We start from the raw sequence: 21388 nt of genomic DNA, 5'->3' as shown, positions 1-21388 counted from the left end.
ATGCACGGAGATTGGAACATGCAGGGTCAGCCAGGTCAGCAGCCGATGCAGGGAGACTGGAACATGCAAGGAATGCAGCCGGGCCAGCAGCCGATGCAAGGAGGCTGGAACATGCAAGGAATGCAGCCAGGCCAGCAGCCGATGCAGGGAGGCTGGAACATGCAAGGCCAGCAGGCAGTTCCGCCTCAGCATATGGCGCTGCCTTACCCTAATGCGCCAATTCGCTCCTGTTGCGGACCGGCAATTCCTTTTCCTGAGGGACCTCAATTTGCTCAGCCTGATTATCAAAACCCATATGGTGTTGAGCCAGCGCGCAACGATTTCTATGAACCATCTCCGGCGCAAGATTTGCCGGGTGATGAGCAAGAAAATAAATAATATCAAAAAAGCCCCTTCCATTCCTGAAGGGGCTTTCAATTTATAATATACCATGTTCCTCGAAAATGCGGTGCATATCCTGACGGTACTTATCTTCTAAAGCAGATACTTCTGCTTTGGACAGTCCGGCATGCTGAATATGATTCCTAAGTATCAGGGTCGCTTTTTCTTCTGAGAAAATGCTCGCCATGTTCGCCTCGCTCTTCGCTTCCACGTAGTGAAGGTACTTTTGCTGCGCAGTGTTTCTCAAATCTATCCCCGCCTTCATGATTATCTGTCTTCTCCTATACCACATATAATCGTAAGTTAAACCAAAAAAGTGTGGGTCTTTGTGAATTTTTTTGAAAAAAAGTCGGATAATATGCTGCTTTCGGGAAAAAATAGAGAAAAAGAAGCGGAATAGGGGTGGAAGGTAATGAGGCGTTTGCTTGCCATTTGCGGGCTTTTCTTAGTTATTTTTCCGAGTTTGACAGCGGAAGCTGCGGATCCGGTAGAAGTAGAGGTAGTTTTAAAACGGCATTATATTGACGGCAACGAGACCGTCGTCACCCACCGGGAGAAGATTTATGCAATGGAAGATTTCTGGTCGACCTACCATGATTGGCAGCTAGTTACCCAGAAAGAGGGACAAGTTGTTTTAAAACAGGATGTAATGGATATTTCTCCTTCGCTTAAAAAAGATGGCTATTTTGGAATATACAAAGGTAAGTTAACCATTTTTGAGGGGCGTCCAATGGATCAGCAAGCTATCCAATCGTTCTATCAAATCAATAAAGGAAAACTGGAAAGCCATCAGGCGAAACAACTGGAAGAAGGAATAAAAATTCAATCGAAGGAAGTTTACGAAGAAGTTCTAGAAGCTTTCCGATCCAAAAAATTGTTAGAAGCATTGCCGAGTTGAGAAGAGAAATAATACCACCTAAACAAAATCCGAGCTATGAAAATTCTTTGAGTAGAATGGACATAGTTCGGATTGTTTTATATGTATTGCGTTTTGTAAATCTGCCTCCTGCCAAGAATTCGTTTGCAGCTGTGAGTCGATTTTCATGCTGCTGTGAATGATGCAGAAATGTATTGCCAAATCATGAAGAATAAGCGGGAAGCGGCATACAACAGTTATTGTACCTGGCTGGTCCTGTTTTTCGCTTTAAGCCTTATACGAACATACGCTTGTGTGGTAAACTAGTAACAAGTTATTGTAGCAGGTAGGAGAGAAGCAGTATGATAGCGTATATAAAAGGTAATATAACAGGAATTACAGAGGAAGCAGTACTCGTGGAAGCCCACGGTGTCGGTTATGAAATTATCTGTCCGAATCCTTTCCAATTTCAAATGGAAGAAGGGAAGGAGGCGCTTGTTCATACATATCACTATGTACGCGAAGATGCGCAAACGTTGTTCGGATTTAAAAATACAGAAGACAAGTTTCTATTTCAAAAATTACTTGGCGTATCCGGAATAGGCCCGAAAAATGCGCTGCAAATCCTTGCTGGAGTAAATGTCGAGGAATTTGTGGCAGCCATTGAGCGGGAAGACGATAAGTTCCTGACCAGTTTCCCTGGTGTAGGGAAGAAGACTGCCCGTCAAATGGTGCTCGATTTGAAAGGCAAGCTGGTTTATATGGTCTCACTCACTGCGATTGAAGCATCGGCAGGAACTGAGAGCAATACATCGAAGAAACGGGCTGCACTAGAAGATGCTGAAGATGCAATGCGCGCACTCGGTTATCAGGAGCGCGAGATTAAAGCAGTTTTGCCGCAGCTTAAGAAGGAAGACAGCGATAGTGCCGATTATTTAATAAAGAAAGGTTTGGCTTTATTAAGTCAAAAGAAATAAAGGAGTGCGAAGATGGAAGATCGCATGATTACGAACGAATTGAAGCAAGAAGACGAAGTAATCGAGTTGAGTTTGCGCCCGACTACACTCAAGCAATATATTGGGCAGCATAAGGCAAAAGAAAATTTAGCCATCTTTATTGAAGCTGCCAAGATGCGTGACGAACCGCTGGATCATGTGCTGCTGTACGGGCCGCCAGGTTTAGGTAAAACGACGATGGCATCCATCATTGCGAATGAAATGGGTGTGTCGTTTCGAACAACAAGCGGACCAGCCATTGAGAAGGCAGGGGACCTTGCTGCGATACTCAGCTCACTTGAAGCTGGTGATGTGCTGTTTATTGATGAGATCCACCGGCTGCCGCGTGCTGTCGAGGAAATTCTTTATCCAGCTATGGAAGACTTCTGCCTGGATATCGTCATTGGCACGGGGCCGAGTGCCCGCAGCGTCCGTCTTGATCTACCGCCATTTACATTGGTTGGGGCGACAACGCGTGCAGGACTTTTATCAGCACCGTTACGAGATCGTTTTGGCGTGTTAAGCCGGCTGGAATTTTATCATACAGAAGATTTAGCTAGTATCGTGGAGCGGACTGCGGTCATTTTTGATGTTGAAATTGAACCTTCTGCTGCGCTTGAAGTGGCATTACGATCAAGAGGAACACCTCGTATTGCAAACCGCCTGCTGAAACGGGTGCGCGATATCTCCCAAGTAAAGGGAGAAGATTATATAACGCAGGAAACGACGCATGTAGCCTTAAATAAGCTGCAAGTGGACGCAAAAGGGCTTGATCATATTGACCACAAGCTGCTGACGACTATTATCGATCACTTCCGCGGCGGACCGGTCGGACTGGATACAATCAGCGCAACAATCGGAGAAGAATCACAGACGATTGAAGACGTCTATGAGCCGTATTTGCTGCAGATTGGTTTTATACAGCGTACACCGCGCGGGCGGATTGTCACGCCGCTTGCCTATGCCCACTTCGGCCGAGAGGTGCCAAAGGCTTGACCGGCATTGGAAAAATCTTTATTCTTATAGGCGTTGTGTGTATTTTAATCGGCCTTATTATGTCGTTTATCGGCAAGCTGCCGGGAGATATCGTTTTTAAGAAAGGGAACACGACAGTTTACTTTCCAATTGTCACATCGATTGTAATTAGTATTGTACTGTCGCTCATTTTGTTCCTATTCAACAAATTTCGCTGATACAGACTAGGAGTTAACAGGAATGGATATACAGGATTATGATTTTCATTTACCAGAAGAACTGATTGCCCAAACACCGCTTCAGGACCGTACATCGTCAAGGCTGCTCGTGCTGAATAAGGAAGCGCAATCGATGGAGCACCGTCATTTCGCAAATATCGGTGACTATCTGCATCCTGGTGACTGTCTTGTCCTAAATGATACACGTGTGCTGCCGGCAAGGCTGTACGGTATCAAGTCGGACACAGGAGCTAAGTGTGAGATACTGTTGCTGAAACAAGTGGAAGGTGACTGCTGGGAAGTGCTTGTCAAACCAGCTAAAAAAGTAAAAGTAGGCACAGAGCTTTCCTTTGGAGATGGCAAGCTGACTGCTGTGTGTAAGGAATTATTAGAGCATGGCGGACGAATTGTCGAGTTTCACTATGAAGGTATTTTTTATGAAGTACTAGATCAGTTAGGTGAAATGCCGCTTCCGCCGTATATTAAAGAACAGCTTCCTGACCAAGAACGTTACCAAACGGTATATGCAAAAGAGCAAGGTTCAGCTGCGGCACCGACAGCAGGCTTGCATTTCACAAAAGAATTGCTTGCCAGTCTGCAGGAGAAAGGCGTAGAGATTGCTTTTATCACGCTTCACGTTGGGTTGGGTACTTTCCGCCCTGTGAGTGTAGAGTCGATAGAAGAGCATGAAATGCATGCGGAATTTTACCAGATGTCACAGGAAACAGCAGATCAGCTGACAAGAATCCGTGAGAACGGCGGTCGAATTATCTCTGTAGGTACGACATCCACACGTACGCTGGAAACAATTGCAAGAGATAATGAAGGTAAATTCGCAGCGGCGAGCGGCTGGACAGACATATTTATCTATCCAGGCTTTACGTATCGCGCCATTGATGGCTTAATCACGAATTTCCATTTACCAAAATCAACGCTGATTATGCTTGTCAGTGCATTCGCTGGCCGGGATTTTGTACTCGATGCTTACCGTACAGCTGTTGAAGAACGTTATCGTTTCTTCAGCTTTGGCGATGCAATGCTGCTCGTATAGAATGAGAAAAGAAAGGGAATTACTATAATATGGCAATTCGTTACGAATTCATCAAACAAGATAAACAAACAGGCGCGAGGCTCGGTATTGTACATACGCCGCATGGCAGCTTTGAAACGCCTACATTTATGCCGGTAGGTACATTAGCAACAGTAAAAACGATGAGCCCGGAGGATTTAACCGAGCTTAACGCGAAGATTATTTTATCAAACACCTATCATCTATGGCTGCGTCCAGGACATGAGATTATCCGCGAAGCTGGCGGATTACACAAATTCATGAACTGGGATGGTGCGATTCTGACAGATTCGGGCGGTTTTCAAGTGTTCAGCTTGAGTGATCTGCGTGATATCCAAGAGGAAGGTGTTCACTTCCGCAATCACATCAGCGGAGAAAAGCTGTTTCTTTCTCCAGAGAAAGCAATGGATATTCAAAACGCACTTGGCAGTGATATCATGATGGCGTTTGATGAATGTCCGCCGTACCCTGCGTCATTTGATTATATGAAAGCCTCTGTGGAGCGGACGAGCCGCTGGGCAGAACGATGCCTGACTGCACATGCACGACCTGACGTACAAGGCCTGTTTGGTATTGTACAAGGGGGCGAGTATGAAGATTTGCGTAAGCAGAGTGCGCAGGATCTTGTCAGCCTTGATTTCCCGGGTTATGCTGTCGGAGGACTTTCGGTAGGAGAACCAAAAGATGTCATGAACCGAGTATTGGAGTTTACAACGCCTTGGCTGCCGCAAGATAAACCGCGGTACTTAATGGGTGTCGGTTCGCCGGACTCGTTGATTGACGGAGCTATTCGCGGGATTGATATGTTTGATTGTGTGCTTCCGACTCGGATTGCCCGGAATGGAACATGCATGACGTCAAACGGCCGTTTGGTTGTCCGTAATGCACAGTACGCACGTGATTTTGGTCCAATTGATGAAAATTGTGATTGTAAGGTATGCAAAAATTATTCCCGAGCTTACATTCGCCATCTAATCAAATGTAACGAAACTTTCGGATTCCGTCTTACTACTTACCATAACTTGCATTTTCTGATAGAATTGATGAGGAAGGTCAGAGAGGCGATCAAAGAGGATCGACTTGGCGATTTTCGAGATGAATTCTTCGAGAGTTATGGTTTCAACAAGCCGAATGCGAAGAATTTCTAGAAAGGGGGAGCAGTAATGAATGTACAAAGTATAATACTTATCGTATTAATGTTTGTTATTTTCTACTTCCTGTTGATTCGTCCGCAGCAGAAGCGTCAAAAGCAGGTTAGAGAAATGCAGGCTAGCTTGAAAAAGGGAGACAGCATCGTTACTATTGGTGGTTTACATGGTAAGGTGCATGCGATAGACGAGGCTTCTGTAGTATTGACTACGGAAGATGGCAGCAAGCTTACGTTCGATCGTAATTCGATCCGTGACGTAAAGCCAGCAGAAGTATAAAAAGATAAAAGACAGGAGAGCCGCTCTCCTGTCTTTTTTATGTGGTGCTCGTTTTAATATTAACGCCAATCATACCGCCGACAAGGGAAGCGAGCAGAAACCCGCCATGAGTCAGCAGCTGGGCTCCAGAGAAGCCGACCTGATAACCTAGGTATTGATAGAGAAGAACGAAGAGTGTAAAGCCAATTGCTGTCATACCGCCTAGCATCCACCCCTTGTCTTCTCCTTTCACTCCGGCAATAAACCCGCCAATAAAGAGACTGAGTATACCTGCTCCCAGGGTTGTCCAGTCGAGCATCTCTTCCCCCATCTTTGTAAAGCGAAGCAGCAAAGCCAACGTAAAGCTAATAAACAATAGCAGCGAAAAAACAGTAATCCAACCATACAAGATTGCTTGTACATTTTTTTTCACAAAGATCCCTCCAGCATGTCTATATGACTACTGTATGCCTGTTAATACAGTTTGAGAACGTATATAACCTCTCCGCTTGCACAAAATAGGCAAAAAGGGAGGCGAATGTTTGTTGGATACGTTGGAATGGGCAATTATAGGCAGAACAATTCTCTCCTATATTGTTATCGTAATGATTTTCCGCTTGATGGGAAAACGTGAAATTGGTGAACTGAGCATAATTGATTTAGTTGTATTTTTAATGTTAGCCGAAATAGCCGTCTTCTCTATAGAAGACCCGAGCAGCCATTTGCTTCACTTTATTGTACCGATGGTCGTTCTTTTAATCATTCAACGGAGTACTGCATTTCTTGCCTTAAAATTTCCTAAAATGCGTGACTTTATGGAAGGAAAACCATCGATTATTATAAGCAGAGGTAAGATAGATGAACATGAAATGCGTAAACAGCGCTACAGTTTCTCTGACTTGCAGCAGCAGCTGCGTGAGAAAGGAGCAAAAAGTATACAAGATGTTGATTTTGCAATTTTGGAAACGTCCGGTGAATTATCTGTATTTGAAAAAAAAGATACTGCTGATGGAAGCAGTGGTTATGTCACGCCGCTAATTGTCGATGGAGAAATTCAGCAGGAAGCCTTAGAGAAGATAGATAAATCTCCTTCCTGGCTCCGTGGTGAGATGAAACGGCATGGTCACCCTGCGATTGATACTATCTCTTACTGCACGCTGGATAAAGATCATAAGTGGTATATTGATCGAAAAGATGAGAAATGATTATCGCTTTTTCCTCGAAAGGAATTGTTCGTATTCCGCTTTCGTAATAAATCCGAAACAGAGCAGAAACAGACAATAAAGGATGAGTAAGCAAAGCAGCAGCAGCAGGAAAGAAGGAAGCTGATATAAAGAGCCTGCAAATATTCCTTTCAGCATATAGGCGGTAACAAATGTCAGTCCCAGCAGACTGAACATGCGGCCTAGTTCTTTCCATGACAGTTTAAAGCCTGCCACACGAGCGAGTGAAATCAAATGTAAGAGCGTGATCAGTACGACTGTGACTATAAGACTGATAGCAATGCCGATAATACCGAACTTGGCATTGGAGCCTAAAGAGACGAGTATAACGATTTTTGCACCAGCACCGATAACCGTATTCCACATCGCTGACTTGGCAGCATCCAGCGCTTGCAGAGCGGTACTGAGCGGCATCTGGATGTACATCATAATATAGAATGGCGCCATCAGCAGGATAAATCGCTCTGCGCTCTCGCTTCCATACATATAATGCAAAATTGGTCCGGCAAAGATGGTCAGTGTTACAGTCGCAATCGCGCCGGAAGCGAAGCTGAGCCGAATTGCTTGGTGAATACGATAGTGAACGAATTGATGGCGATTCTGTTCATTTGCTTCGCTGATAGACGGTAATAAAGCAGTTGCTAACGAATGGGTAATGAAAGTTGGCAGGAACAGCAGCGGCAGGGCGTATCCTGTCAGCTCACCGTATTGTCTTGTCGCCAATGCGGTCCCAACACCTGCCAGCGCCAAGCTTTGGGCAGTTAGAATTGGTTCTAAGAAATGTGTGCCGCTTGCGATTAGCCTGCTTCCTGTTGCCGGAAGTGCAATCGAAAATAACTGCTCCAGCGTTTCTTTACCTCCTTTTAATGCTGTGAGAAATTGAGATCGTATTTTTACGGTCTTTTTTCGTTTAAATTGATACAGCATATACAGCAGTGAAATAAACTCCCCGATAATGACAGAAATCATTGCTCCTAAAGCAGCGAATTCCACTCCATAAGGCAGCAATAGCTTTACAAGAAAAACAGTACAGCTGATTCGGACAATTTGTTCAATAACTTGGGAGAAGCTTTGCGGCTTCATGTTTTGCTTTCCTTGGAAATACCCTCGCAATACGGCTGCAACCGCTAAGATTGGAATAATTGGCCCAATTGCGAACAGCGGATAGATAACACGTGCATCTTTCAGCAGCTTGTCCGCTAGGAACGGCGCAATAAAATAAAGAAAACCAACAAATACAATACTAATACTCAAGGTGATGGATAAGGAAACGACCACAATTTTTTTAATCTGTACCGTATCTCCGCGTACATCCGCTTCGGCTACCCGTTTGGAAATAGCAATAGGTAAACCGAATTGCGTGATGGCAATGGCCAAGAATAGTGTTGGCATCGCCATCATGTATAGTCCGACCCCCTCTTCTCCCATGACACGTGCGACGACAATCCGATTCACGAATCCTAGGAAGCGGGTGATCAAGCTGGCAGCAATCAAAATGAGAGCTCCTTGTAGAAAAGTCTGCTTTGTCACATCCACAACCTGCCTTCTCAAATAATAGTTTTTCGGCTACAATTAAGTGTATGCAGAAGATGTGTCCAAGCATGACTGGCCTGCACAAAAGCAAGGCAAGTTGTTACAGGAGGTAAAAGCGTGTACGAATTGAAAACAGTAAACGAATGGAAGGCAGAAGTGATGCCTGCTGTCATCAGCAAGAAGGATGAATTTCACTTGCTCGGTTATGAAAAAGCATCAGCTGCAGATATTTGGAGCTGTATGGAAAAAAAAGTGTGGAAAAAAGATGCAGAGAAACCGAAACGATTATATGAAGTAGTTGCAGATATTATGCAGCTCAATATATCGGTTTATATGGGTTATTTGACCATGTCTGTATATGAGGAAGATGAAGATTTAATGGCTTCAATTGCAGCAATCAATGGTCAATCCTGATGGAGGGTATCGTTGACAGTGCTTGCTCGGCTTTTCTATACTATGGAAGTATTTGACGAACGAGCACAGCAGGTACATACATGCAGTACACAATGCAGGCATTTGCTTGCAATATATTAGGTTTCCGTTTTAGCGGATATGGGAGGCAGTTGCATCATGGTGAAAAGAGGCAGAATTGTTGCCTTCTTCTTAATCGTCCTTTTACTTTTGGGAGCGATGGGAACGACAATTCAAGGTATTGCGAAAGATTTGAATTTAGGTCTTGATTTGCAGGGCGGATTTGAGGTGCTTTATGAAGTAAAGCCGCTTGAGGAAGACGACGAGGTGGATACGGCTACGCTGAACGCAACAGCACAGGCGCTGAATGAGCGTGTTAATTCACTTGGAGTCAGCGAAACAAATATTGATATTGAGCAGCCGAACCGAATACGCGTTCAGCTTGCTGGTGTAGAAGATCAGGATCAAGCGCGCGAGATGCTGTCTACCACTGCAAATCTATCATTCCGGGATACGAACGACAAAGAATACTTGAACGGAACAGATATCGAAGCTGGCAGTGCCAAGCAGGCGTTTGATCCGCAAACCAATCAGCCGCTTGTTACAGTAGATATGAAAGATGCTTCAAAATTCGCTGAAGTGACAAGCGAAATCGCTGAGTTACCATTTCCCGAAAACAGACTAGTTATCTGGCTGGATTATGAAGAAGAAGATTCATACGAAGAAGAAGCGCAAAAGCCGGAAGATGAACAAAAATTCATCTCTGCGCCATCCGTTTCGCAGACAATTAATAGTAAGTCTGTTCAAATTGAAGGGAATTTCACAGTTGAAAGTGCCCAAGAACTTGCTGATCTTTTGAATGCCGGTTCTCTCCCAGTGAAAATGGAAGAAGTATATTCAAATTCAGTCGGTGCTCAATTTGGACAACAAGCGCTAGATGAAACAATGCTGGCAGGTTATATTGCATTTGCCCTTATCCTGCTGTTTATGATTGTTTATTACCGACTTCCAGGTTTGATAGCATCGATAACGCTCGCTGTTTTTGCTTATTTAAACCTTGTTGTCTTTGATATGCTGAATGTGGTACTGACATTGCCAGGAATCGCTGCTTTGATTCTCGGTGTCGGTATGGCAGTAGATGCGAATATTATTACTTATGAACGAATTAAGGATGAACTGAAAACGGGCAAGTCACTGAAAGCAGCCTATAAAGCTGGTAATAAGAATTCACTAGCAACAATTACCGATGCCAACATAACAACTTTAATTGCTGGTATTGTGCTGTTTATTTTCGGTACTAGCTCTGTAAAAGGCTTTGCGACAACACTTATTATCAGTATCCTGCTAAGCTTTATCACAGCTGTAGTAGGTTCACGAGCTTTGCTTGGTTTGATGGTGAAGAGCCGAGCATTTGATAAAAAGCCAGCATGGTTCGGCGTCTCCAAGGAAAATATCCGTAAACTGAGTGATAAAGAAGAACGAAGCGCCACTTTCTATGGCATGAGACTAAATCTAGTAAAACACCGAAAAGCGTATTTCACATTTTCGATTGCGCTCACAATTGCCGGTATTATTTGCTTGAGTATTTTCAAACTAAACCTAGGCATTGATTTTACGAGCGGTTCGCGTGTTGAGTTTGATTCGAATAAGACGTTAACAACAGAGCAGGTGGAGCAGCGGTTCGAGGATATCGGATATACATCTAAAGAAACACAGTTATCTGCAGATGGGAAACATGCTGCTGTCCGCTTGGATGATACGCTTTCCAAAAACGAGGAAGATGATGTGAAAGACAGTATTACAGATGCGTATGGAAGCGCGCCTAGCATTAGTACCGTTTCGCCTGTTATTGGGAAGGAACTGGCAAAAAATGCAATGTATGCTGTCATCTTTGCATCGATTGGGATTGTACTGTATGCAACAATCCGATTTGAGTTTAAATTTGCGATGGCAGCAATTGTTGCACTCGTACACGACGCCTTCTTTATCTTGGCGATATTCAGTATTACCAGATTGGAATTTGATATCACGATTATCGCGGCTATCTTAACCATCATTGGTTATTCGATCAATGATACGATCGTAACGTTTGACCGAATTAAGGAGAATATACGTCTGAAGCGGAAAGTGAAAACGTTCGAGGAGCTGGCAAAGATTGTGAATGACAGCTTGCTGCAAACACTAGTCCGAAGTGTAAATACAGTAGCTACGGTCATTGTGGCAGCGATTATTCTCTGGATCTTCGGAGCTGCACCGATTACAAACTTCTCGATTGCACTGGTTATCGGATTAGCAGCAGGAACATACTCCTCGCTATTCATCGCAGCCCAGTTGTGGCTTGTGTGGCGCGGCAAGAATATTGACAAAAAGCCGATCATTCACGAAGAGAAAAAGAAAGTGGAAGGTCCGCAAGTTTGATAATCTAACTCCCGTAGTAGTACGGGGGTTATTTTTTTGTGAATTAGGGAATGTAAGTAATAGCCGCATTCGAAAGGAGACAGCATATGAAAGCACAATGGTACATCATTCTAGCAGTTATCTTTGCAGTACTTATTGCAATATTCGCAGTTATCAACGTTGACAGTGTACAGGTGGACTATCTATTTGGAGTTGGGTCTGCTCCCCTGATTTTAATCATTTTGTTCTCCGTTTTGATGGGCGTTTTAATTACAGCATCTGTAGGAGGGTTGCGTATGTTTAAATTAAACCGAGAAGTACGCACTTTGCGAAAAGATAATGATAAGAAAGCAGCTGAAATAACAGAAATGCAAGAAAAACGTGCAGCTCAAGGACACGAGGAAACGGAGAGAAAGACAACAAATATTTCGGATCCGACAACAAACACGTATCCTACTTCCGAACGTATGAAAGACGAATACAATAGATAACACATTGCCCCGCTGGCCAGGCTCTAGTATAATAGCTTGGTTAGGGGGTCTTTTTTTATGTTGAAAAGCACAATGAGATGGAAGGAAAACAGCGGCCCTTCTGCTCATACAGCACTGGGTTTCGGTGTGTCACCGCTTGTCGAGCAATTGCTGATACAGCGTGGAATTACATCGGCAGAGGAAGCAAAGCGGTTCCTTCGTCCGTCTCTTGAGGACCTACATCGCCCGGAACACTTACGTGATATAGATGTTGCAGCTGAACGAATCCATGCTGCAATAGCGCAAGAAGAAAAAATACTCGTATTCGGCGATTACGATGCAGATGGTGTTTCTTCCACTGTTGTCCTGCTAGAAGCGCTTCGGGAGCTTGGCGCTGATTGCGATTATTATATACCGAACCGTTTTACGGAAGGGTACGGACCGAATGAGGAAGCATTCCGTGCAGCGAAAAACAATGGCTACGGGTTAATTATAACTGTCGATACAGGCATTGCTGCCAATCATGAAGCAGAGGTTGCGAAGCAGATTGGAATTGATGTGATTATTACAGATCACCATGAGGTGCAGGAATCTGTTCCGGCTGCTATAGCGGTTGTGCATCCGAAATGCTCACCTGATTATCCGTTCCACGAACTTGCTGGGGTAGGCGTGGCATTTAAACTTGCAGAGTACTTGCTCGGATACTTTCCAAAACAGCTGCTCGATTTGGTTGTCATTGGAACGATTGCGGATTTGGTTCCGCTTGTTGATGAAAACAGAGTATTAGCTGCCGAAGGATTAAAGGCAATTACTTCGTCCCAAAGACCTGGAATACGTGCCTTAAAGGACAGCTGCGGTTTGGATGGAATTGTAACGGAAGAAGATATCGGCTTCAAAATCGGACCGCGCATTAATGCAGTCGGACGCTTACAAGATGCTGACTTAGCAGTAGAATTACTGCTGGCAGCGACGTATGAAGAAGCAGCCGAAATGGCAGAAGAAATTCAGTCACTGAACACCGAGCGGCAGAATATTGTTGCTAAAATTGCCAAAGAAGCCGAAGCAATGGTCCGAGAACAGCCGGCAGAAGACAGCAGCCACGTTATTATTGTAGCGAAGGAAGGCTGGAACGAGGGTGTTTTAGGAATCGTTGCATCAAAATTGGTGCGCACTTTTGATCGCCCCGCTATTGTGCTGGCAGTACATCCGGAAAAAGGTACAGCGAAAGGTTCGGCCAGAAGTATCGATGCTTTTGATTTATTCCACCACTGCATGCAAGTCCGGGATCACTTTGTTGCTTTTGGAGGACATGCCCAAGCAGCGGGAATGACATTAGAGCTTGAACAAGTGGACAAGCTGCGGAAAGCTTTAAATAAGGCAGCCAGTGATGCGCTGACTCCAGAAGACTTTAAACAGTCATTGTCCATTGATTTAGAAGTGAAGGTACAGGATGTTTCCATTGATCTAATCAAAGATATGTCACAGCTGGCGCCATTCGGTATGCAAAATCCGAAGCCGCTCGTCAAACTTTCTGCGCCAATGCGGGAAGTGAAGCTGATCGGAGCAAATAAAAATCACTTGAAGTTTGTTTTTGCGGAGGAAAATATACAGTTGGATGGTGTTTGTTTCGGAAAAGGAGACCTTTATCCGTTCTTAGCACCAGCAGACGAGCTGGAAGCTGTCGGAGAACTGTCTATTAACGAGTGGAATGGCAGGCAGAAAGCCCAAATCCTAATTGAAGATGTCGCAGTCCGTTCTTGGCAGCTGTTTGATCACCGAGGCAGCAAGCAGCTTCAAAGAACAGTACAGCTAAAGCAGGAAGAAGAAACAGCTGTCATCCGTTTCCGTACAGAGACGGATATAAACTGGCTGTCAGAACAGGTGCGCGTGCTTGATTACGAAACGGAAGGCTTGGCAAATGCAGCAGGCAATATAACAGCTGTTGTGCTGGCAGATCTGCCGCATCGGCTGGAGGACCTTACGTTTGCTTTACGTCATCTACAGCCAGATCTTGTTTATGCTTGCTATGATGTGAAAGAGAACGCCTATTTGCAAGGATTTCCGGATCGGGAACAGTTTAAAATATTCTACGCTATACTGCTGAAACAGAAGATGATAGCTTATCAGCAGCTGGAGGATCACCTTAAAAAGAGCCGTGGCTGGAGTGCGCAGCGGACCAAGTTTATTTCCGACGTGTTTTTTGAGCTCGAATTTGTTAAACTAGATAAGGATCAAATTTCAATCAACCCAAGTCCTTCCAAACGAGATCTGGCAGATTCACAAGTCTACCAGGGATTGAAGGAAGCGATAGAAGTCGAGAAGATCTTATATTATTCCGGCTACAACGATTTGAAGCAATGGCTGGAACAGGCGCTGGAGCGCAGGGAAGTTATCGAGGAGGAAGCAGTAAATGGATTATAAAAAATATATTACAGTCGTAGAGGACTGGCCAAAACCGGGCATTAAGTTCAAAGATATTACAACTTTGATGGATAACGGTCCGGCATATAAATCAGCAGTTAACGAAATTGTTGAATTCGCGAAAGACAAAAATGTAGACTTAATCGTCGGTCCGGAAGCACGCGGTTTTATCGTAGGCTGTCCGGTATCTTATGCGTTGGATATTGGCTTTGCGCCTGTCCGGAAAGAAGGCAAGCTGCCGCGTGAAGTGATCAAGGTATCTTACGGTCTTGAATACGGCGAAAATGTTCTGACTATCCATAAAGATGCAATCAAACCTGGTCAGCGTGTTCTGATTACGGATGACTTGCTTGCCACTGGCGGTACAATTGAAGCAACAATCAAGCTCGTTGAACAGCTTGGCGGTGTCGTTGTGGGTTGTGCATTCTTCGTTGAATTGGGTTATCTTGACGGCAGAGAAAAGCTTGATGGCTACGAAGTCCTTACACTGACTACTTACGAATAATAGCAATTATGATCAAGAGTGCTCCATTTGGGGCACTCTTTCTTGCATCTGCAGGAGAGAGATACTTGTCGAATTGATTGGATATTTGTTAAGCTAATTAAAATAACATGTGACAGTTTATAATCCTCGTCGCATTCGCGGACGATGAGAAGGAGTTTATGGAAATAGAATGCCAAAGGATAAAGTTCTAACGGCCGAAGAGGTCATTCAAGAAGCAACTGGATATCTGTCGGACGAGCATGTCGCTTTTATCCGGAAAGCGTATGAGTTCGCTGAAAAAGCGCATGAAGGCCAATACCGCCGTTCTGGGGAAGCGTATATTATCCATCCCATACAAGTAGCAGGAATACTCGTTCACTTGGAACTAGATGCGGAAACAATAGCTGGCGGGTTCCTGCATGACGTTGTAGAGGACACACCAGTAACTATTGAAGAGTTGGAAGCCGCGTTTAATGCCGAAGTAGCAATGCTTGTCGATGGGGTTACCAAGCTAGGCAAAATCAAATATAAATCAAAGCAAGCCCAGCAGGCAGAGAATCACCGGAAAATGTTTGTAGCAATGGCGAAGGATATGCGTGTCATTCTTATCAAACTGGCGGATCGTTTGCATAATATGCGGACACTCAAGCATCTGTCTCCTGAGAAGCAGCGGCGTATTTCCAATGAAACATTAGAGATATTCGCCCCGCTTGCGCATCGTCTTGGTATTAGCACAATTAAGTGGGAGCTGGAGGATACCGCACTTCGTTATATGAATCCGCAGCAATATTATCGGATTGTCCATTTAATGAAGCAAAAGCGTGAAGAACGGGAAAGCTACATCGGAGACGTAATGGGCGAAATTCGCAGTCAGCTCCATGATATTCATATTGACGCGGATATATTCGGCCGGCCAAAACATTTGTATAGTATTTACCGCAAGATGGAGCATCAGCATAAGCAGTTTAACGAAATCTATGATTTGCTGGCAGTGCGTGTGATCGTGAAAAGTATTAAAGACTGCTATGCCGTGCTAGGTGTTATCCATACTTGCTGGAAACCGATGCCAGGCCGTTTTAAGGACTACATTGCGATGCCAAAGCTGAATCTTTATCAATCGCTTCATACTACTGTAATTGGACCAAAAGGCGATCCGCTTGAGGTGCAAATACGAACAGAAGAGATGCATGAAATTGCCGAGTACGGAATTGCGGCGCATTGGGCGTATAAAGAAGGCAAGCAGCTGCAAGCGAATAATCCAAAGAAATCATTCGAAGAAAAGCTGACGTGGTTCCGTGAAATTCTCGATTTCCAAAATGAGTCGGAAAATGCAGAAGAGTTTATGGAGTCGCTCAAGCTAGATTTGTTTAGTGACATGGTATATGTGTTCACGCCCAAAGGAGACGTCGTAGAGCTTCCGTCTGGCTCGGTACCGATTGATTTTGCTTACCGTGTGCATACCGAGGTGGGCAATCATACTGTCGGCGCGAAGATCAATGGAAAGATGGAGCCGCTGGAGTATAAATTAAAGAACGGTGACATCGTGGAAATGATGACATCTAAGCATTCTTACGGTCCTTCCCAAGACTGGGTGAAGCTTGCGCAAACGACGCATGCGCGAAATAAGATTAAGCAGTTTTTTAAAAAGCAGCGCCGCGAAGAGAATGTTGCAAAAGGAAAAGAGCTTGTAGAGGAAGAAGTAAAACAGTCCGGCTTCGATCCGAAACTCATCTTTACACCAGAGAACATGCGCAAAGCGGTTGAAAAGTTCAATTTTACATCTGAAGAAGATATGTATGCTGCCGTCGGTTACCAAGGTATAACTGCTGCACAGATTACAACCCGTCTGACAGAAACGCTCAGACGTCAAAGCGAGAAACAAGAAGCGATAGACAAAACAATCGAAACAGTCAAGATGGCGAATGCGTCGAAATCGGCAGCTTCCAGCCGAAAACGTGATTCAGGTGTTCGGGTTGAAGGTGTAGATAATATGCTGGTCCGCTTGTCTAAATGCTGCAATCCAGTACCTGGTGACGAGATTATCGGCTATATAACGAAAGGCAGAGGTGTTTCTGTTCACCGTAACGACTGTCCGAATATGCAGACAGAAGAAGCGCAGACTCGCAAGCTGCAAGTCGACTGGGAAAACAGTGCAACAAGTGCCAAACAATATCATGTCGATTTGGAGATTAGCGCGTTTGACAGACATGGATTAATGAACGAAGTCTTGCAAGCTGTCAATGAGACGCGTACACAGATTACAGCAGTTGATGGAAAGTCTGATCGCAATAAGATTGCAACTATCCACCTGACGATACTGATTCATAATGTCGGCCACCTGCGGAAAATTGTCGAGCGGATTAAGCAGATTAAAGATATATATACCGTAACGAGAATGCTGCAATAGAAGAGAGGCTGGAAAAATGAAAGTAGTAGCACAGCTGGCAAAAGAGGCTTCTGTCACAGTCAATGACAAAGTTATTGGCAAGATTGGCAAGGGATTTATGCTGCTAGTCGGTATGACGCATGAAGATACAGAGGCAGACTTGGATTATATCGTAAATAAATTAATCCATCTCCGCGTTTTTGAAGATGCTGATGGGAAAATGAATGATTCCCTTCTTCAAGTAGGTGGGGAAGTTCTGTCTGTTTCGCAATTCACTTTATATGCGGATACTCGGAAAGGGCGCCGTCCCAGCTTTACAGATGCCGCTAAGCCGGAAATTGCCAATACGTTATATAAAAAATTCAATCAAAAACTGACAGAAGCAGGTGTTACTGTCGAAACAGGCGAATTTGGTGCGCATATGGAAGTCCAGCTTATCAATGACGGCCCTGTTACGATTTTGCTTGATAGTGCAGATAGACCAAACAAGGAAGCATAATGCTTTCTTGTTTTTTTGTATAGAGAAATGGAAATAGGTAAATGATAGTAGCAGAATAAAACGATAAAGGTGTGAAAAGCATGCGCAGCAGCGAAGCACAGAATCGTGTATTTGGCACTGTTGGATTAGAAGGTATGCAGCAAAGACAGGATCCGTCTTCTCTATCAAGTGATCCGTATATTCCTGCATTTGGCGGAGCAGCAGATGCACTGGAACGAAAAAAAATACAAGAACAACTAAAACAATCTTGACAATCTTTCTTACAAACAGGTACTATTATTACAATCTAAAGAATCCGGAAATCCAATGAGGGAAAAAGTAAGTCGAACTACCTGTGAACAGAGACTAGGCGCCATAGGCTGGAAGCGCCCGGCACAGCTTCGACTGAAAGACATTCCTTAGGAGCATTGTCGAACTAACAGTAGACAGTGACGTAGCAGGCGTTAACTGCCCAAAGTGGGATACAGTGTATCCAACTAGGGTGGCAACGCGGGAAAAACTCCCGTCCCTTGATGCAAAGGGACGGGGGTTTTTTGTCGTTATTTGGGATTTCCGGAGATTGGGTCACTAGTCGAGGAGGTAATCGTATGGACATGAAAGCGCCAAGAGGCACGCAGGATATTTTACCTGGTACATCAGAAAAATGGCAGTACGCAGAAAAAGTGCTGACAGATTTGGCAAGCAAATTCAATTACAAAGAAATTCGGGTGCCAATTTTTGAACACACAGAATTATTTTTGCGCGGAGTTGGAGAAACAACAGATATTGTACAAAAAGAAATGTACACATTTAAAGATAAAGGTGACCGCAGCTTGACGCTCAGACCGGAAGGAACAGCTTCCGTGGTCCGTGCGTATGTACAAAACAAGCTTTACGGTCAGCCGGAACAGCCAACTAAACTTTTCTATCATGGTCCAATGTTCCGCTACGAACGTCCGCAGCAAGGCCGTATGCGTCAGTTCGTTCAGTTTGGTGTTGAAGCTTTAGGAAGTGAAGATCCGTCCATCGATGCGGAAGTGATTTCTTTAGCGATGAGCGGTTATCAGCAATTTGGCTTGAAATCATTGAAACTGATCATCAACACGCTTGGTGATAAAGAGAGCCGTGATGCACACCGAACAGCTTTGATTGAACACTTCACACCTGTAAAAGATGAGCTGTGCAGTGACTGTCAAAACCGTTTGGAAAAGAACCCGCTGCGTATCCTTGACTGTAAAAAGGACCGGGAACACCCGAAAGTGAAAAGCGCACCATCTATCCACGATTACTTAAATGCAGAATCAAAAGCTTATTTTGACGAAGTAAAAGCAAATCTGGATGCGATGGAGATTCCTTATGTAGTGGATCCTAATCTAGTAAGAGGATTGGATTACTATAACCACACAGCATTTGAGATTATGAGTGATGCTGAAGGCTTCGGCGCGCTGACAACATTAACAGGCGGCGGACGCTACAATGGGTTGGTCGAAGAAGTGGGCGGTCCTTCTACTCCTGGTATCGGTTATGCACTAAGTATTGAACGCCTTTTGTTCGCACTTGAAGCAGAAGGCATCGAACTGCCTGTGAACACAGGCACCGATGTTTATGTTGTTGCTCTAGGTGATGATGCTGTTCAGAAAGAGGCTGCGAAGCTTACATTCCAGCTTCGTCTGGCAGGAGTAACAGCAGATAAAGATTATCTTGGCAAGAAGATGAAAGGTCAATTTAAATCAGCTGATCGTCAGCAAGCGAAATTCGTTGTTGTATTAGGAGAAGATGAGCTGGCAAAAGGTGTTATCTCGCTTCGCAACATGCAGGACGGTCAGCAATATGAAGTAGCAATCAAGGAAGCTGTAGAGACTATTAAGCAGAAGTTGGATGGAGGAAAAGCGGATGAGTGAAAGACAAAAGGCAGGTTTGCTGCGAACGAGCCATGCAGGCGAAACCGTAACAATTAAAGGATGGGTGCAGAAGCGACGTGACTTAGGCGGTTTAATTTTCGCAGATATTCGCGACCGCTCAGGTATTGTGCAAGTTGTCTTTAATCCGGATGTTTCCAAGGAAGCACTGGCAACTGCTGAGCAAATCCGTTCTGAATTCGTTGTAAGTATCACTGGTAAAGTGCTGGAAAGAGAAGAAGCGACGAAAAACGGAAACATGGCTACGGGTGCTATTGAGATTGCAGCAGAAGAAATAAGCATTTTGAACAAAGCGAAAAGCCCAGCGTTCCAAATTGAAGATGATGTTGATGCATCCGAGGACGTGCGCTTGAAATACCGCTACCTGGATTTGCGCAGAAAGCCGCTGCAAGAGACATTCCGTCTTCGCCATCAGGCTACACAAGCAATTCGTAATTTCTTGAATGAAGAAGAATTCTATGAAATGGAAACACCAATGCTGACGAAGAGCACACCAGAGGGCGCTCGTGACTATCTAGTTCCAAGCCGCGTGCATCCTGGAGAATTTTATGCCCTTCCACAGTCTCCGCAGCTATTCAAACAGCTGCTGATGATTTCTGGTTTTGAAAAATACTATCAAATTGCTCGTTGTTTCCGTGATGAAGATTTACGTGCTGACCGTCAGCCGGAATTTACGCAGATTGATATCGAGACTTCATTCATGACTACAGAAGACATCATCAGCATGACAGAGCGGATGATGATGCGTGTCATGAAAGAAGTAAAAGATGTAGACGTACAAGTGCCATTCCCGCGCCTTCCATACGCAGAAGCGATGGAGCGATTTGGATCTGACAAGCCGGATACACGTTTCGGATTAGAGCTGGTAGATGTGAGAGAAGCTGTGAAATCTGCAGAATTCAAAGTCTTCCAGGATGCCATTCAGAATAACGGCCGCGTTAGTGCCATCAACGTCAAAGGACAAGCAGCTAACTTCTCCCGAAAAGATATTGATGCGCTAACGGACTTTGTCAAAATTTACGGAGCAAAAGGTTTGGCATGGGTGAAAGTCGAAGAAGACGGCGCTTTGAAAGGGCCAATTGCTAAATTCTTGGACGAGAACGTACAAAGTCAGCTGAAAGACGTTCTTTCTGCTGAAGCTGGCGACTTCCTTGTATTCGTGGCGGATAAAACGAAAGTTGTCTTTGACAGCTTAGGTGCGCTGCGCAGCAAGCTTGGCCGTGAGTTAGGTTTGATCGATGAATCTCTGTTCAACTTCCTATGGGTAACGGATTGGCCGTTGTTTGAATACGACGAAGAAGAGGGCCGCTACTATGCAGCACACCATCCGTTCACAATGCCGGCAGCTGCAGATATCGACAAACTTGAAACAGACCCTGCATCTGTTAAAGCAGAAGCTTATGATATCGTATTGAACGGTTATGAGCTGGGCGGCGGTTCTCAGCGTATCTACCAAATGGATTTGCAAAATCGCATGTTTGAAGTATTAGGATTCTCCAACGAAGAAGCACAGGAGCAATTCGGTTTTCTATTGGATGCCTTGGAATCTGGTGCACCTCCGCATGGCGGGATTGCACTTGGTTACGATCGTTTTATTATGCTTTTGTCTGGCAGCACAAACCTTCGAGACACCATTTTGTTCCCGAAAACAGCTTCTGCGACCGATCCATTAACAGATGCGCCAGATCCTGTCAGCAAAAAACAGCTGGATGAACTTTATCTGGATATTCAACAGAAATCTGCTGGAAAAGACGAATAGACTTACC

The 21388-nt window shown here is 44.5% G+C and carries 21 protein-coding genes, 1 pseudogene and 1 other annotated feature; of the genes and pseudogenes, 19 read left to right on the top strand and 3 right to left on the bottom strand.

Annotated features, from left to right (window positions below; genetic code table 11):
• Positions 1-378 (top strand): annotated as a pseudogene (locus CRO17_RS17495) (hypothetical protein); the annotation flags it as partial.
• 40 nt (positions 379-418) lie between these two features.
• On the opposite strand, the gene CRO17_RS09765 reads toward CRO17_RS17495, so the two are convergent.
• A complete protein-coding gene (locus tag CRO17_RS09765) occupies positions 419-628 on the bottom strand; it encodes a hypothetical protein (protein ID WP_143588877.1) in 210 nt (69 codons plus the stop codon).
• Between the two features lie 165 nt (positions 629-793).
• Here CRO17_RS09765 and CRO17_RS09760 point away from each other — a divergent pair, with 165 nt between their 5' ends.
• From CRO17_RS09760 to yajC, 7 genes are all read left to right on the top strand, one after another.
• Positions 794-1279 (top strand): BofC C-terminal domain-containing protein, encoded by a 486-nt coding sequence (locus tag CRO17_RS09760; RefSeq protein ID WP_097041643.1) that lies wholly within the window; start codon positions 794-796, stop codon positions 1277-1279.
• Positions 1280-1599: 320 nt separating this feature from the next.
• Complete coding sequence (gene ruvA / locus CRO17_RS09755; RefSeq protein WP_097041641.1) at positions 1600-2214, top strand: Holliday junction branch migration protein RuvA; 615 nt, start codon at positions 1600-1602, stop codon at positions 2212-2214.
• A 12-nt stretch (positions 2215-2226) separates the two neighbouring features.
• Positions 2227-3228, top strand: coding sequence for a Holliday junction branch migration DNA helicase RuvB (gene ruvB / locus CRO17_RS09750; RefSeq protein ID WP_097041639.1), 1002 nt, complete (start codon positions 2227-2229; stop codon positions 3226-3228).
• Positions 3225-3425, top strand: coding sequence for a DUF2905 domain-containing protein (locus CRO17_RS09745; RefSeq protein WP_097041637.1), 201 nt, complete (start codon positions 3225-3227; stop codon positions 3423-3425). Before ruvB ends, CRO17_RS09745 begins: the two co-directional genes overlap by 4 nt.
• 22 nt (positions 3426-3447) lie before the next feature.
• Positions 3448-4476: a tRNA preQ1(34) S-adenosylmethionine ribosyltransferase-isomerase QueA gene (queA, locus tag CRO17_RS09740; RefSeq protein ID WP_097041635.1), complete on the top strand. Its 1029-nt coding sequence runs from the start codon at positions 3448-3450 to the stop codon at positions 4474-4476.
• Between the two features lie 29 nt (positions 4477-4505).
• A complete protein-coding gene (gene tgt, locus CRO17_RS09735) occupies positions 4506-5642 on the top strand; it encodes a tRNA guanosine(34) transglycosylase Tgt (RefSeq protein WP_097041633.1) in 1137 nt (378 codons plus the stop codon).
• Between the two features lie 15 nt (positions 5643-5657).
• Positions 5658-5921, top strand: coding sequence for a preprotein translocase subunit YajC (yajC, locus tag CRO17_RS09730; RefSeq protein ID WP_097041630.1), 264 nt, complete (start codon positions 5658-5660; stop codon positions 5919-5921).
• Positions 5922-5958: 37 nt separating this feature from the next.
• Here yajC and CRO17_RS09725 read toward each other — a convergent pair whose 3' ends face one another.
• Entirely contained in the window at positions 5959-6333 is a 375-nt protein-coding gene (locus tag CRO17_RS09725; RefSeq protein ID WP_097041629.1) for a TIGR04086 family membrane protein, read from the bottom strand.
• A gap of 172 nt (positions 6334-6505) precedes the next feature.
• On the opposite strand from CRO17_RS09725, the gene CRO17_RS09720 reads away from it, so the two are divergent.
• The gene (locus CRO17_RS09720; protein ID WP_179636969.1) at positions 6506-7105 is read left to right on the top strand and encodes a DUF421 domain-containing protein; all 600 of its coding nucleotides are present in this window, start codon (positions 6506-6508) and stop codon (positions 7103-7105) included.
• Here the strand turns inward: CRO17_RS09720 and spoVB are convergent, their stop codons facing one another.
• The gene (gene spoVB, locus CRO17_RS09715; protein WP_342748975.1) at positions 7106-8659 is read right to left on the bottom strand and encodes a stage V sporulation protein B; all 1554 of its coding nucleotides are present in this window, start codon (positions 8657-8659) and stop codon (positions 7106-7108) included.
• A 114-nt stretch (positions 8660-8773) separates the two neighbouring features.
• Here spoVB and CRO17_RS09710 point away from each other — a divergent pair, with 114 nt between their 5' ends.
• The 10 genes from CRO17_RS09710 to aspS all read left to right on the top strand — a co-directional run bounded on the left by CRO17_RS09710 (position 8774) and on the right by aspS (position 21381).
• Positions 8774-9070, top strand: coding sequence for a post-transcriptional regulator (locus CRO17_RS09710; protein ID WP_097041627.1), 297 nt, complete (start codon positions 8774-8776; stop codon positions 9068-9070).
• 156 nt (positions 9071-9226) lie between these two features.
• The gene (gene secDF, locus CRO17_RS09705) at positions 9227-11485 is read left to right on the top strand and encodes a protein translocase subunit SecDF (protein ID WP_097041625.1); all 2259 of its coding nucleotides are present in this window, start codon (positions 9227-9229) and stop codon (positions 11483-11485) included.
• An 86-nt stretch (positions 11486-11571) separates the two neighbouring features.
• Positions 11572-11955: a LapA family protein gene (locus CRO17_RS09700; protein WP_097041623.1), complete on the top strand. Its 384-nt coding sequence runs from the start codon at positions 11572-11574 to the stop codon at positions 11953-11955.
• 57 nt (positions 11956-12012) lie between these two features.
• A complete protein-coding gene (recJ, locus tag CRO17_RS09695; RefSeq protein ID WP_097041621.1) occupies positions 12013-14355 on the top strand; it encodes a single-stranded-DNA-specific exonuclease RecJ in 2343 nt (780 codons plus the stop codon).
• Positions 14345-14860, top strand: a complete 516-nt coding sequence (locus tag CRO17_RS09690; RefSeq protein WP_097041619.1) for an adenine phosphoribosyltransferase — start codon at positions 14345-14347, stop codon at positions 14858-14860. The genes recJ and CRO17_RS09690 overlap by 11 nt, the downstream gene beginning before the upstream one ends.
• Positions 14861-15029: 169 nt before the next feature.
• Positions 15030-17246, top strand: coding sequence for a RelA/SpoT family protein (locus tag CRO17_RS09685; RefSeq protein WP_097041617.1), 2217 nt, complete (start codon positions 15030-15032; stop codon positions 17244-17246).
• Between the two features lie 16 nt (positions 17247-17262).
• Complete coding sequence (dtd, locus tag CRO17_RS09680; protein ID WP_097041615.1) at positions 17263-17724, top strand: D-aminoacyl-tRNA deacylase; 462 nt, start codon at positions 17263-17265, stop codon at positions 17722-17724.
• Between the two features lie 80 nt (positions 17725-17804).
• A complete protein-coding gene (locus tag CRO17_RS17490; RefSeq protein WP_179636941.1) occupies positions 17805-17975 on the top strand; it encodes a hypothetical protein in 171 nt (56 codons plus the stop codon).
• A 46-nt stretch (positions 17976-18021) separates the two neighbouring features.
• Positions 18022-18237 (top strand) — a binding site (T-box leader).
• Between the two features lie 74 nt (positions 18238-18311).
• Positions 18312-19604 (top strand): histidine--tRNA ligase, encoded by a 1293-nt coding sequence (gene hisS, locus CRO17_RS09675; protein ID WP_143596006.1) that lies wholly within the window; start codon positions 18312-18314, stop codon positions 19602-19604.
• Entirely contained in the window at positions 19597-21381 is a 1785-nt protein-coding gene (gene aspS / locus CRO17_RS09670; RefSeq protein ID WP_097041611.1) for an aspartate--tRNA ligase, read from the top strand. Before hisS ends, aspS begins: the two co-directional genes overlap by 8 nt.
• Positions 21382-21388 lie beyond the last annotated feature (7 nt).

Origin of the sequence: Terribacillus aidingensis, from assembly GCF_900215625.1 — a bacterium.
GTDB classification, from domain to species: Bacteria; Bacillota; Bacilli; order Bacillales; family Amphibacillaceae; genus Terribacillus; species Terribacillus aidingensis.
This window is presented reverse-complemented; position numbering and strand designations above follow the sequence as displayed.